12 protein-coding genes and 1 riboswitch are annotated in these 13,494 nt (G+C 68.0%); of the genes, 6 read left to right on the forward strand and 6 right to left on the reverse strand.

Annotated features, from left to right (window positions below; genetic code table 11):
• Window positions 1-71 precede the first annotated feature (71 nt).
• Genes mtgA through MC380_RS00320 form a run of 3 tightly spaced genes read left to right on the forward strand, consistent with a single transcriptional unit; the run spans window position 72 to window position 2,214 of the window.
• Window positions 72-791, forward strand: a complete 720-nt coding sequence (gene mtgA, locus MC380_RS00310) for a monofunctional biosynthetic peptidoglycan transglycosylase (protein WP_343223510.1) — start codon at window positions 72-74, stop codon at window positions 789-791.
• 18 nt (window positions 792-809) lie between these two features.
• Window positions 810-1,826, forward strand: coding sequence for a glycosyltransferase family 2 protein (locus MC380_RS00315; RefSeq protein WP_242101261.1), 1,017 nt, complete (start codon window positions 810-812; stop codon window positions 1,824-1,826).
• A complete protein-coding gene (locus tag MC380_RS00320) occupies window positions 1,786-2,214 on the forward strand; it encodes a CBS domain-containing protein (protein ID WP_242101260.1) in 429 nt (142 codons plus the stop codon). The genes MC380_RS00315 and MC380_RS00320 overlap by 41 nt, the downstream gene beginning before the upstream one ends.
• 542 nt (window positions 2,215-2,756) lie before the next feature.
• On the opposite strand, the gene MC380_RS00325 is transcribed toward MC380_RS00320, so the two are convergent.
• From MC380_RS00325 to MC380_RS00350, 6 genes are all read right to left on the reverse strand, one after another.
• Window positions 2,757-3,158 (reverse strand): hypothetical protein, encoded by a 402-nt coding sequence (locus MC380_RS00325; protein ID WP_242101259.1) that lies wholly within the window; start codon window positions 3,156-3,158, stop codon window positions 2,757-2,759.
• The gene (locus MC380_RS00330; RefSeq protein ID WP_242162471.1) at window positions 3,148-5,079 is read right to left on the reverse strand and encodes an AsmA family protein; all 1,932 of its coding nucleotides are present in this window, start codon (window positions 5,077-5,079) and stop codon (window positions 3,148-3,150) included. Before MC380_RS00330 ends, MC380_RS00325 begins: the two co-directional genes overlap by 11 nt.
• 106 nt (window positions 5,080-5,185) lie before the next feature.
• On the reverse strand, window positions 5,186-5,863 hold the full coding sequence (locus MC380_RS00335) for a hemolysin III family protein (RefSeq protein WP_343223507.1): 678 nt from the start codon (window positions 5,861-5,863) through the stop codon (window positions 5,186-5,188).
• 45 nt (window positions 5,864-5,908) lie between these two features.
• A complete protein-coding gene (locus MC380_RS00340; protein ID WP_242162386.1) occupies window positions 5,909-7,528 on the reverse strand; it encodes a peptide chain release factor 3 in 1,620 nt (539 codons plus the stop codon).
• Between the two features lie 125 nt (window positions 7,529-7,653).
• Window positions 7,654-8,586, reverse strand: a complete 933-nt coding sequence (locus MC380_RS00345; RefSeq protein WP_242162388.1) for a M23 family metallopeptidase — start codon at window positions 8,584-8,586, stop codon at window positions 7,654-7,656.
• A 5-nt stretch (window positions 8,587-8,591) separates the two neighbouring features.
• A complete protein-coding gene (locus MC380_RS00350; RefSeq protein ID WP_242101256.1) occupies window positions 8,592-9,578 on the reverse strand; it encodes a phytase in 987 nt (328 codons plus the stop codon).
• A 237-nt stretch (window positions 9,579-9,815) separates the two neighbouring features.
• Window positions 9,816-9,945: riboswitch (SAM riboswitch) on the forward strand.
• A 97-nt stretch (window positions 9,946-10,042) separates the two neighbouring features.
• Between MC380_RS00350 and MC380_RS00355 the strand changes: the two genes are divergently transcribed.
• The 3 genes from MC380_RS00355 to MC380_RS00365 are packed head-to-tail and all read left to right on the forward strand — an operon-like array spanning window position 10,043 to window position 13,490.
• Entirely contained in the window at window positions 10,043-11,098 is a 1,056-nt protein-coding gene (locus MC380_RS00355) for a homoserine O-succinyltransferase (protein WP_242162390.1), read from the forward strand.
• A complete protein-coding gene (locus tag MC380_RS00360) occupies window positions 11,095-12,369 on the forward strand; it encodes an O-succinylhomoserine (thiol)-lyase (RefSeq protein ID WP_242162391.1) in 1,275 nt (424 codons plus the stop codon). The genes MC380_RS00355 and MC380_RS00360 overlap by 4 nt, the downstream gene beginning before the upstream one ends.
• Complete coding sequence (locus MC380_RS00365; protein WP_242101253.1) at window positions 12,366-13,490, forward strand: homoserine dehydrogenase; 1,125 nt, start codon at window positions 12,366-12,368, stop codon at window positions 13,488-13,490. The genes MC380_RS00360 and MC380_RS00365 overlap by 4 nt, the downstream gene beginning before the upstream one ends.
• Window positions 13,491-13,494: the final 4 nt, after the last annotated feature.

Genomic DNA, 13,494 nt, shown 5'->3' on the forward strand with positions numbered 1-13,494 from the left:
GATAATGCGGATCGGGAACAGACCCCATCAGGTTGGGGCGGGAACGCGCAGTGCAAGCCGAAGAGCAATCGATCCCCGCGTCGCGGCCACGACGCTGGCGTGGATGGTGGTGGAAGGGCCCCTTGTACCTGATCGCATTCAGCGTGGTCCAGGTCATCGTGCTGCGCTTCGTCGATCCGCCGTTCTCCAGTTTCATGCTGATCCGCCAGGCCGAGGCGTGGACGCAAGGCGACTGGAAATTCCGCGTCGCCTACGACTGGCGCGATCTCGAGGAGGTCTCCGGGAACGTGCCGGTGGCGCTGGTCGCCTCGGAAGACCAGGGTTTCGCGTTGCACAATGGCTTCGACTTGCGGGCGATCGAGAAGGCGCGCACCTCGAACGCGCGCGGGCGCCGCTTGCGCGGCGGCAGCACGATCAGCCAGCAGACGGCAAAGAACCTGTTCCTCTGGGGCGGTGGCGGCTGGTCGCGGGTGCTGCGCAAAGGCGTCGAGGCCTGGTACACGCTGCTGATCGAACTCCTGTGGCCGAAGCAGCGGATACTGGAGGTCTACGCCAACGTCGCCGAGTTCGGCGATGGGGTGTACGGCGCGCAGGCGGCTGCACGCACCTATTTCCGCAAGGACGCCGCCAGACTCGGTACGGCCGAGGCGGCGCGGCTGGCCGCCGTGCTGCCCAACCCCAAGCGCTACAGTGCCGCGCGACCCGGCCCGTACGTGCAGCGGCGCACACGTGCGATCGAGCGCCAGATGCGCGCGATCGGGGGCACCGGCTACTTGCGCGCGCTCGATTGAACCGGCATAGGATGAGCGATGACTGCTGACCGCCTGACCGTCGTCGTTGCCGCATACAACGAAGCCGATGCGCTGCCGCGCCTGCACCCGCGCATTGTCGCGGTGCTCGATGCCATGCCCGGCATCGATGGCCGGGTGATCTATGTCGACGATGGCAGCAGCGATGGCACCTGGCCGGTCATGCAGCGGTTGGCGGCACAAGACCCGCGCGTTGCGCTGCTGCGCCTGAGCCGCAACTTCGGCAAGGAAGCCGCGCTGACCGCGGGGCTCGACCACATCGACGCCGGTGCGGCACTGATCCTGGACGCCGACGGGCAGGATCCGCCGGAGCTGATTCCGCAGTTCGTCGAAAAGTGGCGCGAAGGCTATGACGACGTGCACGGCACGCGCATCGAACGCGAAGGCGAAAGCTGGTTGAAAAAGGCTACCGCGCACGGCTTCTATCGGGTGATCGGTCGGCTGTCGAAGACGCCGATCCCGCAGGATACCGGCGATTTCCGCCTGCTCTCGCCGCGCGCGCTGAGCGCCCTCAGGCAGCTGCGCGAGCGCCAGCGCTTCATGAAGGGACTGTTCGGCTGGGTCGGCTTCAATCAGACTGCAATCGCCTACCAGCGCGACGCGCGCATCGCCGGGCAGACCAAGTTCAACTTCTGGCGGCTGTGGAACTTCGCCCTGGAAGGGATTACCAGCTTCAGCACGGCACCGCTGCGGATCGCCACCTACCTCGGCGTGGGCACTGCATTGCTCGCCTTCGTCTATGCGCTATGGGTGGTGTTCAAGGCGCTGCGCTGGGGGGATCCGGTGGCGGGCTGGCCGACGATGATGGCGGTGATCCTGCTGCTGGGCGGCGTGCAGCTGATGGCGCTGGGCCTGATCGGCGAGTACCTGGGTCGTCTGTATGCCGAGGCCAAGCAGCGGCCGCTTTACCTCGTCGACGCCTGGCGGCCCGGCGCGGGGTTATCCTCCGAACCGTCCCTCGAGCCAGGAGACGTCCATGCGCACCGTCCGGCAACTGCTCGCAGCGAAAGCGCCTGAAATCCATGCCATTGGCCCGGATGCGGCCGTGATCGACGCCATCCGGCTGATGGCCGAGAAGCGGATCGGCGCGCTGCTGGTCATGGAAGGCACCCGCCTGGTCGGGATCCTTTCCGAACGCGACTACGCGCGCAAGGTCGTGCTGGAAGGCCGCTCCTCGAAGGACACGCCGGTTCGCGACATCATGACCGCCAACGTGATCGGTGTGCGGCTGGACGACACGACCGACACCTGCATGCAGATCGTCACCGATCAGCGGATCCGACACCTGCCGGTGCGGGAAGGCGACGAAGTCGTGGGTGTGGTGTCGATCGGCGATCTGGTCAAGGCGGTGATCGAGGATCAGCAGCTCGAGCTCGACCAGCTGCAGCGCTACATCGCGAGTTGACGCATGTTCCAACCAGCGCACTGCTCCACGTTGGTGCGGATGGTTCCCGGTACGTGCCTGCTCCTTGTGTGTGCGGTCTTCGCTGCGGCGTGCAGTTCGGTTGCGGACAGGAGGCCGGGCTTGCTGCCCGAATACTTCTCGCCGCCCCCCACCTCACCGTGGTTCACGGTTTCCGCCGCCCGGACGGTGATCGAAAAACGCATCCTCGACAGCAAATGCGCAAGCACCAGCGCAGACGTGTCGGGCCTCGGCCTGATGACACGGCCAGAGACCCGGGGCGGCGTGTATCTCGACAGCGGAACCGCGCCCGACGGGACCAGGTGGTTCCTGCACCGGAACATGGACGATCCTGAAGTCACCTATTGCGGCATCGCCCTGGCAGGCGTGGGGACGGGAACGAATATTTCGTTGACGGGCGTCAGTTACAGGAACCTGCCCGAAGTCAAGGCTGCGGTCGAATCCGGCGATTTTCTGTGCAAATGCAAGCGGCTGGCGCAATGGCGCCGAGTCGGATGTTTCGCGAGTCCAGGCCCGGCACCGCGCTATGGTTTGGGTGCGGGCGTGCAGGCCAGGGTGTGGCCGGTTTCATCGTCGAGCGTGGCGCCCTGCGGCGACAGCGTGAAGGTCAACCCGTTGTCCATGAAGGTACGCGGCGTGCTGTCCTGGATCGCCTCGATCTTGACCACCCTGCCGTCGGCCAACGCCACGCGCGCGACCTTGTCGCGGACGATGTCGATGCGATGGCCCTGGTCGCAGCGGTAGCTGGCGGTGACGTCCTTGAGATCGGCCGGATTCATGGTCGCGGCCGGATCGGTCGGCGGGTTCGCCGTGGCTGCGGTGTCGTCTCCGGGTGTGCAGGCAGTCACTGCAGCCCAGGCAACCAGCAGACAGGCGCATCGCAGCGCGATTCGCGCGGTGACGGGGGTGACACGATCATTTGGCATAACGGCCTCCACAGGTGCTGTCCTCTCCAGGACCCAGCTCCAGTGTAGCCAGGAGCGCGGCTGGCGGCGCGATACTGCCCAGGGTCAGTGCGATCGCTCCGCGCAGCCCCACGCGCGCCATGTCCGGCCGGAACGATGGATCCTTGAACGTGCCGCCGACCAGCAGTGGCGAGCGGAACGCGAACAGGCTACGGTCCTTCGGCCGCGGACGCAGTCGAAGGTCGAGCGTCTCGTCGCGCAGGCTGATGCGGCCGTTGCCGACGATGATGGTGTCGGTGGTGTCGAAGGCGATGGCGCGGGCATCCATGATGCCGTCACGCACGGCGAAGTCGCCGAAGGCGCAGCGGATCGGCACCTTGCGGTCCTTGGTGACCATGAATTTCAGCGCCTCGGCGATGTCCAGGCCGGCCAGCTCCATCAGCAGGTTGCTGATCTGGCCGCGGCCCATGCCCACGGCGATGTCGCCATTGGCGCTGCCGAGCATTTTCGCGATGGAATTGCCGGTGCCATTGATGTTGAGGTCGCCGCCGATCTTGCCGATCGCGTCCTGGGTGAGTTTCGCATCGGGGATCAGCTTGCCCAGGTTGAGTCCGCGCAGCTTGATGTCGGCATCGGTGCGGATCGGGCTCTCGCTGGCGTTCATGCGGATGGTCGAGCGGATGTCGCCGCCGGCCACGCCGAAATTGAGCGGTTCCAGGCGCAGGACGCCATCTTTCAGGTATAGGTGCGCGTGCATGTCGTCGAGTGGCAGCGACGGCGCGTTCAGTCGCGTCGCGCGCAGGCGGACGTCGGCGTCCATGGCGCGCAGTTTGTCCAGTTCGTAGGGGGTGTCGGGCAGGATCCGGGGACTGGCCGCCTGCTTCGCCGCCAGTGCCTGCAGTTCGGCGTTGGTATTTTCCTGGCCGCCGGCCTGCGGTGCGGCGCCGACGAAGCCCGCGAGGTCGTCGAAGTCCAGCCGCTGCGAACGGAAATCGCCCTTGAAGAACACCCGCTTGCCGGTGGTCACATGCGCGTACCCGGCCATGTCGCTGTCGCCGACCGTGCCGCTGAACCCATCGTATTTCCAGGTGCTGCTGGACGGGCTGTTGATGGCGCGTGTGAGCGTGCCGTCGAGTGAGTAGGGCGGTGTCGGGGGCAGGGCCACGCCGATCAGCCGATACAGATCCTCCATGTTCTGGCCGGACAGCGCGAGCTTGAGATCGAAGTCCCGGAAGCGCAGCGGATCGAGCAGGTTGCCGCGCGCGTGCGCGCGGGTGGCGCCCGCCGCGGCGCGCAGATCGATGCGATAGGGCTGTTCGCGATCGCGCAGTTCCAGCGGCGATTCCGCCGTGCCTTCGAGAGTGAACGGATTGCCCTTCCAACGTCCGCTTCCCTCCACCCCGATGGGCGGACGTCCACCGGCCTTGCCCGCGGGCCTGCTCGCGACCGCGATATCGATGTCGGTCTTGCCCTTGGCGTCGAGGTATTGCAGGCGGCCGTCGTCGACCCACAGGCTGCGGAACTGCGGTTGCCTGCCGCCCGGTTCGCCGAAGACCCAGTTGCCCTTGCCATCGGGCCCGAGTTCGAGCCGCAACCGCGGCCGGTTCAGCCGCAGGTCGGGGATGCGGAAATCGCGGCGGAAGAGGGCGGGGAAGAGTTCGAACTTGAACTCGACCCGGTCGCTGGTGGCCATGTCGCCCTGCGTCGACCATGGCGCATTGCCGAAGCGGACCGCGTCCATGCGCACGCTGGTGACGCGGCCCAGGTCCACGTCGAGGTCGCCGCCGATGTCGAACTCGCGGTCGGTGCGCGCCTGCACGATGCGCTCGACCGGCCCGCGCAGCCAGTTCCAGTCCCAGAGCAGGATCACGATCAGCAGGCCGAGCAGAAACAGGCCGAATGCGGTGCGTACCGGATGACGCCGGAGCGCATCGAGTTGCATGCGGGCGCGCGAGGCGGTCGGGTCGTTCATGGGCGCTCGGAGGCTCGCGAAGACCTCCACCTTCGACGCAGCGCGGTAAAGCGCCGGTGAAACTTCAAGCGAGCATTCAGCTGGGCGCGCTGACCTGCGCCAGCACTGCGACGAAATGGCAGACGCCGCCGGCGATCACGAACAGATGCCAGATTGCATGCGAATGCGGCATCCGGGGACGATGGTAGAACAGTGTTCCGGCGGTATAGGCGATGCCGCCGGCGAGCACCCAGCCGAAGGTCCAGGTATCGAGTGCGGCCATGACCGGCCTGATCGCCAGAATCACCAGCCAGCCCATGGCCACGTAGATGAAGGTCGACAGCAGGCGCAGGCGGCCCTTCGAGAACAGCTTGAACACCACGCCCAGTGCTGCCAGCGACCAGATCGCGACGAACAGTTTCCATCCCAGCGGTCCGCGCAGGCCGATCAGGGTGAAAGGGGTGTAGGTTCCGGCGATCAGCAGGTAGATCGCGCAGTGATCGAACAGCTTCAGCCGTGCCTTGGTGGCCGGCTCGGACGCTGCGTGGTACAGGGTCGAAGCCAGGTGCAGCGCGCACAGCGACAGGCCGAACACCAGCGCCGCCGCAAGCCGCCAGCCGTCGGCCTGGCGCAGGCCGATCGCGATGAGCACGAGCGCTGCGAGGGCGGCGGCGGCGAGACCGGCGGCCGCGGTCGCCGCGTTCTCGCGCTCGGACGTGGCCAATGAAGTGGATGCGGCGGATGTGTCCACATCGGCACCATGCCCGTTCGTCACGGAGTGTTTGCTCGGAACGCGCACCGTCTCAATCTGGCCATCGCTTCAGTCCACGGCCACCGCATGCGCATGCTCGCGCGTGGCCAGGAACAGCACGTCCGCTGCACGTTCCTCCGCGAGCTGGAGATTGACGCGCGTCGGGGCGAGATAGACCAGCTGGCCGGCGGCATCGATGGCCAGGTTCATCGCGTGCTTGTCGCGGAATTCCTCGAGCTTCTTCGGGTTGTCGCAGCGGATCCAGCGCGCGGTCGCCACCTGTACGGGTTCGAAGCTGGCGTCCACGCCGTATTCGTCCTTGAGCCGGTAGGCGACCACGTCGAACTGCAGCACTCCGACCGCGCCCAGGATCAGGTCGTTGGACATCAGTGGCTTGAAGAACTGGGTGGCCCCTTCCTCGCTCAGCTGCGCCAGCCCCTTCTGCAGCTGCTTGAGCTTGAGCGGGTCGCGCAGGCGCGCGCGCCGGAACAGTTCCGGGGCGAAGTTGGGGATGCCGGTGAAGTTCAGTACCTCGCCTTCGCTGAAGCTATCGCCGATCGAGATGGTGCCGTGGTTGTGGATGCCGATCACATCCCCGGGCCAGGCGCTCTCTGCGATCTCGCGGTCGCTGGCCATGAAGGTCAGCGCATTGGCCAGCTTGACTTCCTTGCCGCTGCGCACGTGAAACGCCTTCATTCCGGCGCTGAAGCGGCCAGAGCACACGCGCATGAACGCGACCCGGTCGCGGTGCTGCGGATCCATGTTGGCCTGGATCTTGAACACGAAGCCGGTCAGCCGGTTCTCGTCCGGGTGTACATCGCGGGTGGTGGTTTCGCGCGGCCGCGGCGCGGGCGCGTGTTCGACGAAGAAGTCGAGCAGCAGCTGCACGCCGAAGTTGTTCACCGCCGAGCCGAAGAACACCGGCGTCTGTTCGCCGGCCAGGTATTTCGCCTTGTCGAACGGATGCGATGCGCCCTGGACCAGCTCCAGTTCGTCGCGCAGTTCGGCCAGCATGTCGGCGCCGATCCTGGCCTCGAGAGCCGGATCGTCGATCGAGGCGAAGATGGTGGAGTCCTGGCGGGTGAAATTGCGGCCCGCCTCGTACAGATGCACCTCGCCGGTGAGCAGGTGGACCACGCCCTTGAGCCGCTGGCCCATGCCGATGGGCCAGGTGATCGGCGCGCACTGGATGCCGAGCACGCTTTCCACTTCGTCCAGCAGGTCGATCGGCGGCTTGCCCTCGCGGTCGAGCTTGTTGATGAAGCTCATGATCGGCGTATCGCGCAGGCGGCACACTTCCATCAGCTTGATCGTGCGTTCCTCCACGCCCTTGGCCACGTCGATCACCATCAGCGCTGAATCCACCGCGGTCAGCACGCGATAGGTGTCCTCACCGAAATCGGCATGGCCGGGGGTGTCGAGCAGATTGACGACGCGACCCTCGTAAGGGAACTGCATCACCGAGCTGGTCACCGAGATGCCGCGTTCCTTTTCCAGCGCCATCCAGTCCGAGGTGGCGTGGCGCGCGGCCTTGCGGCCCTTGACGGACCCGGCCATCTGGATGGCGCCTCCGAACAGCAGCAGCTTCTCGGTCAGCGTGGTCTTGCCGGCGTCGGGGTGCGAGATGATGGCGAAGGTGCGGCGGCGCGCGGCTTCGCTGGCGACGTCTGATTTGAGTGCAGCGGACATGGCGAGGGCGCCCGGGCGGGCGCGGGAAGGGGGCGGAGAGGGCGGAAATTATAGGCGAGCCGCGGGCAGACGCCCGTCCGGCGTATCGACGACGGCGTTATCAGCTCGCGACGCGGGTTTGGCGTCTACCGATGCCCGGCCCCGGCACGGCTCTCGCCAAAACGCAGGATGCCGTGCGGGCTGAACATGCGGAACGGGATGGATACCAACTGCATCCCGCGATTGACCTGCAGTGCGAAGTGCAGGTGCGGGCCGCTGGTAAAGCCGGTATTGCCCGAGCGCCCGATCAGCTGGCCGGCGCGCACGCGCTGGCCCATGCGCACCATCACCCCGTTCTCGCGCAGGTGCGCATACAGCGCCATGGTGCCGTCGTCGTGCACGATGCGCACGAAGTTGGCGCGGCCGCCGAGCTTCTCGCGGTTCAGGCCGGCCTGGTCGAAGTCGTTCTCCACCTGCATCACGACGCCGTCGCGCGCGGCCACCACATCGGTGCCGATCGGCGCGGCGAAGTCGACCGCGTAGTGGTTCTGCGCGTCGTTGTGGCTGTAGCTGCCGCCGTATCCCTGGTCGACGCGCAGGTCGCGGGTGAGCAGGGGGAAGACGTATTCGACGTCGCGCGGCGTGGCCCCCGGCTTGCCGGGCACCGCGTCCAGCCGCAGTTCGAAATCGCCATTGCGGGCCGGGTCGACGCCGACGATCCGCGCCACCAACGCATTACCGCTGCCGGGCACCGTGGCGCGCGCCGGCAGCTGCGGCTCGCCGCGGACGTTGCTGCTGCGGCCGAAGTCCAGGCGTACCTCGACCGGCCCGGCCAGCGCGTTGTCCACCCAGGCAAGGTACTGGCCGCCTTCCTGGGTCAGGCGCAGCCGCACCAGGGCGCCAGGTTCGGCGCGGAAGGGGATCACCGTGAGCTCGCGTGCGGCCGTGCTCGCGGCCGGCGGGCGGTCGCCGTAATGGACGATGCCGTTGCTGTCCTTCCACTTGTAGACCTTGCCAGCCTGGGCGCCGGCGGCGCACAGGGTCAGGAGCAGGACCAGCGGCAGCAGGCGCGCGCGCATCGCGTTCAATGCACGCAGTTGGCCGGCAGGCGCAATGCGCGCGCGACCTCCTGCAGGTCGAAGGCGACGACCGATTTGTCCTGGTGCACGGCGAACAGCGCGCCGCCCGGGAACGCGCCGGTTGGCGCAGCGTGCAAGGCGATACCGTCGGTATCTGCGGTGGTCTCGCCCTGCCAGGTCGCACGCCACTGCAGGCTGCGGCGATCGAAGACATGAAAACGGGTGAGCGGCGTGAGCTGGTCCACGGTGATCCAGTAGCCGCTGCCGTCCGGACAGCTCCACAGGGCCACGCCTTCGGCCTCGGCATCGAAACTGCCTTCGGGCAGGCTGCGGCCGGTGAAACGCCCGGCCAGGGTGTATTCGCGCAGGTTGGAGCCGCGGTTGCCGGGCGCGGTCGCCTCGTCCGCGATCAGCAGGCGGTCGTTGGCCGGATCGCCGCTCAGCGACTCGACCATGCGCAGCGCTCCATCGGGCGTGGTGTCGCCGAAACTGCCGGCCGGTTCGGCCGCGACCGCATCGCCCTCGGTCTGCAACCGGAACCTGCGTACCCGCTGGGACAGTTCCGGCAGCGGCGGCACCACGTCGAAGCGCTCGCCGTACATGAAACTGTCGGTGATGTAGGCATCCAGCTCGCCCGGCGCGGTTTCGTGCAGCCAGATCCCGTACGGGCTGCGCAGGATGTTCTCGCCGAACATGCCCGCCGGCCGGAAGTCGGGCAGGCGCAGCGCCTGCACGCGATGATTGTCCCGTTCCACCACAAACAGCAGATCGCCGAACACGGCAAGGCCATTGGGGCGGTCGAACTGGCCGGCGGCCTTGCCCGGGCCACCGAACGTGCGCAGCCGCGTCCCGGTGTCGGCATCGAAAATCGACAGGCGATCGCTCGACTTGCCGCTGGCGATCAGCCAGGTCTGGCCGTCCGGGGTCGTCCAGGTCGCCAGCGAGTCGAGCTCCTCGTCCGCGAACGCAGGCGAGGCATACCGCTCGGGCACGGTGACCGTGGTCGATGGTGCGGACGCAGGCGGCTGAATGGGCGGCGCCGTCCGGCACGCCGACATCAGCGCGACGGTGGCGAGGGCGAGTACGAGGGGGTGCAGGCGTCTTGGTAGGTGTCTTGGCATGCGCCAAGTATGCGCAGCCGGATGGGCAGACGGTACCGGTCTGGGAAGGTCATCGCTTTATGCGCATGAAGCGATTGACATTTGCTGCGAGCGCCGGCAAGCTCGCTCCATCCATCGAGACCGGCTGAGGGACAGGCCCGAAGACGCCGGGGCAACCTGATGGAGACCACCGCAAGGTGCGTCTTCCGTCGCGGTGCCAAATCCTGCGGGGACCTGAGCGTCCACCGGAAGATGGTTGCGACGCCTGCGCTGCAGGCGGGCGCTTCCGCCCCGCGAGGGCACTTCCGGCAAGCCCCGCGATTTCCCGATGGCCGCACAAGCCCCGGGAACCCGCCATGACGTTGGTCGACACCACTGCCGCGCTCCACCACGCCGAACCGCAGCCGCACGTGCCTGCGTGGGCGACGCAGGTCGAGAACGACGCCATTCGGGTGCGCCGCGGCAGCGTGGATGCAGAGCTGGCCACACGTCATGCCGGCAGGCGCAGGCTGCAGATCGCCTATGAAATCGTCGGAGCGGAGGATGCGCCGGTACTGCTGATTGCCGGCGGCATCTCCGCGCATCGTCACGTCGCTGCGAATGCGGCCGATCCCGCGCCGGGCTGGGCGCAGGGGCTGCTCGATGCCGGGCGCGCGCTCGACCCGCGCGCATTCCGCCTGCTTTCCTTCGACTATGTCGGCGCGGATGGCGGTCTCGATGCACCGATCGACACCGCCGACCAGGCCGACGCGATCGCCCTGCTGCTGGACGCGCTCGGCATCGAGCGGCTCAGGGCGTTCGTGGGCTATTCCTATGGCGCGCTCGTAGGCCTGCAGTTCGCCGCCCGGCATCCTGCGCGCCTGCAGCGGCTGGTGGCGGTCAGCGGCGCGCATCGCGCGCACCCCTACGCGGCGGCGTGGCGTGCCCTGCAGCGCAAGGCGGTGGGTCTGGGCCAGCACCAGGGTGGCGACGCGCATGGCCTGTCGCTCGCGCGCCAGTTCGCGATGCTCAGCTACCGCACGCCGGAGGAATTCGGCGAACGCTTCGATGCCGCGCCGGTACTCGAAAACGGCCGGGTGCGCGTCGCCGCGGAGGACTATCTCGAAGCCGCCGGCGAACGCTTCGTGGCGCGGATCTCCGCCACTGCCTGGCTGCGTCTGTCCGAATCGATCGACCTGCACCGGGTCGATCCACGCCAGATCCGCATTCCCACGACCGTCATCGCGGTGGAAGGCGATCGCCTGGTGCCGCTGTCCGACGCGGTGGCGCTGGTCGAGGGCCTGGGCCTGCATGGCCGGCTGCGCGTGCTGCGCTCGCGCTATGGACACGACGCTTTTCTCAAGGAAACCGATCGCATCGATGCGCTGCTCGGCGCCGCGTTGCGCGAAACCACTGCTGGAGTTGCCCCATGAGCCCTGGATCCAACGGAACGACTGCCCCCGGCGACTGTCGTCGCGCCACACGCGCGGTGCGCGCCGGCATCGACCGCGACACCGCCTTCGGCGCGGTCACGCCGCCACTGGTGCTGTCGAGCAATTTCAGCTTCGCCGGCTTCAACCAGAAGCGCCAGTACGACTACACCCGCAGCGGCAACCCCACCCGCGACCTGCTCGGCGAAGCCCTTGCCGAGCTGGAAGGCGGCGTGGGCGGCGTGGTCACCGCAACCGGGATGGGCGCGATCACCCTGATCCTGCAGGCACTGCTGCAGCCGGGCGACCGGCTGGTGGTGCCGCACGACTGCTACGGCGGCAGCTGGCGGCTGTTCAACGCGCTCGCGGCCAAGGATGCCTTCGAGCTGGTCACCGTCGACCTCACCGATCCGCGCGCACTCGCCGCCGCGCTGCGCCCCGGCGATGACGGCCGCGGTCCCAAGCTGGTGTGGATCGAGACCCCGAGCAATCCGCTGCTGCGCATCACCGACTTGCGCTTCGTGATCGACGCTGCGCACAAGGCCGGTGCGCTCGCGGTGGTGGACAACACCTTCCTCTCGCCCGCGTTGCAGGCGCCGATCGCCGACTTCGACGCGGACGTGGTCGTCCACTCCACCACCAAGTACATCAACGGGCATAGCGATGTGGTCGGCGGCGCGGTGGTGGCGAAGACCGCGGAGTTGCACGAACAGTTCACCTGGTGGGCCAACTGCCTCGGGCTGACCGCCTCGCCTTTCGACGCCTTCCTGACCTTGCGCGGCCTGCGCACCCTGGACGCGCGCCTGCGCGTGCATCAGGAAAACGCCGCGGCGATCGCACAGCAGCTCGAGGCGCACCCGGCGGTGGCGAAGGTCTACTTCCCGGGCCTGGCCTCGCATCCGCAGCATGCGCTGGCCGCGCGCCAGCAGCACGGCTTTGGTGCGATGCTGAGCGTCGAATTGCGCGGCGGCGAGCCGGCTGTCGAAGAGCAGGCGGTGCGCGCCTTCGTCGAAGGCCTGCAGTGCTTCACCCTGGCCGAATCGCTCGGCGGCGTGGAAAGCTTGATCGCGCATCCGGCCACGATGACCCACGCGGCGATGACGCCGGAGGCGCGTGCGGCAGCCGGCATTTCCGACGGACTGCTGCGCCTGTCGGTGGGCATCGAGGCGTTGGAGGACCTGAGGGCGGACCTTGCCGCAGCCCTGGAGCGGGCGCAGCAGGTCATCGAGTGCGGGAGCCGCAAACGCGCGAACGCGGTCCTGGCCGACGCATGAGCGCCGCTGTTCCGGACGCCGCCGTTCCGGGCAAGGTCACCGTGCTGCGCCCGTTGTCGGCGCCGCGACAGGCCAGGCTCGCGCTTCTGGGTACGGGCACGGTGGGTACGGCCTTCGTGCAGCGCTACCTGCGCCTGGGCGACGATGTCCGGCTGCCGCCGCTCACCCTGATCGCCAATTCGCGCGACGCACAGGGTTGCAATGGCGATGTCCATCAGGTGCTGCGGAGCCTCGCCAGTTCCGCCCGGCGTCACGGTACGGTGGAACTGGACCCAGACGCATTCGTGCGCGGCGACATCGTGGTGGATGCCAGCGCCAGCGAACAGGTCGCCGAACGCCATGCGCAGTGGCTGCGTCGCGGCGTGCACGTGGTGACTGCCAACAAGCTGGGCATGGGCGCATCGTTGCGGCGCGCGCAGGACATTACCGCGGCCCAGCGCGAGGGACGCACGCATTACGGCGATGCGGCCACCGTCGGTGCCGGCCTGCCGCTGATCCGTTCGATCCGGGAACTCACCCGCGGTGGGGACCGGATCCACGCAGTCGAGGGGGTGCTCTCGGGCTCGCTGGCGTGGCTGTTCAACCATTACGATGGCATTCGTCCGTTTTCCCGCTTCGTGCGCGAGGCGCGCACTGCCGGCTACACCGAACCCGATCCGCGCATCGACCTGTCGGGAGAGGACGTACGCCGCAAGCTGCTGATCCTGGCGCGCGCCGCAGGCGTGGCGCTGGCCGCCGAGGACGTCCGGGTCGACTCGCTGGTGCCCGAGGCGCTGGCCCAGGCGCAGCCGGAACACGTGGATGCGCAGCTGCCATCGCTCGACACGGATTTGCGCGAGCGTTACCAGCAGGCGTATCGCGCCGGCGCAAAACTTCGCTTCGTCGGCCGTTTCCGCATCGACGACGCCGGCAGCGTCAGCGCCAGCGTCGGCCTGCACGCGCTTCCCGACACGCACGCGCTATGCGGCGGCGGCGGCACCGACAACCGCGTCGCGATCCGCAGCTGTCGTTACGACGCGCAGCCGCTGGTGATCCAGGGACCCGGTGCGGGGGCGGACGTGACCGCGGCCGCCTTGCTTGACGATGTGATCGCGATCGCCGGCCAACCCGGCCAGCGGTAGAGCT

This window comes from Lysobacter sp. M15 (genome assembly GCF_022662515.1).
Taxonomy (GTDB): Bacteria; Pseudomonadota; Gammaproteobacteria; order Xanthomonadales; family Xanthomonadaceae; genus JAKPBU01.

Coding starts and splice junctions, on each gene's coding strand:
- MC380_RS00315 (WP_242101261.1), top strand. CDS start 810: ATGACTGCTGACCGCCTGACCGTCGTCGTTGCCGCATACAACGAAGCC.
- MC380_RS00320 (WP_242101260.1), top strand. CDS start 1,786: ATGCGCACCGTCCGGCAACTGCTCGCAGCGAAAGCGCCTGAAATCCAT.
- MC380_RS00325 (WP_242101259.1), bottom strand. CDS start 3,158: ATGCCAAATGATCGTGTCACCCCCGTCACCGCGCGAATCGCGCTGCGA.
- MC380_RS00330 (WP_242162471.1), bottom strand. CDS start 5,079: ATGCAACTCGATGCGCTCCGGCGTCATCCGGTACGCACCGCATTCGGC.
- MC380_RS00340 (WP_242162386.1), bottom strand. CDS start 7,528: ATGTCCGCTGCACTCAAATCAGACGTCGCCAGCGAAGCCGCGCGCCGC.
- MC380_RS00345 (WP_242162388.1), bottom strand. CDS start 8,586: ATGCGCGCGCGCCTGCTGCCGCTGGTCCTGCTCCTGACCCTGTGCGCC.
- MC380_RS00355 (WP_242162390.1), top strand. CDS start 10,043: ATGACGTTGGTCGACACCACTGCCGCGCTCCACCACGCCGAACCGCAG.
- MC380_RS00360 (WP_242162391.1), top strand. CDS start 11,095: ATGAGCCCTGGATCCAACGGAACGACTGCCCCCGGCGACTGTCGTCGC.
- MC380_RS00365 (WP_242101253.1), top strand. CDS start 12,366: ATGAGCGCCGCTGTTCCGGACGCCGCCGTTCCGGGCAAGGTCACCGTG.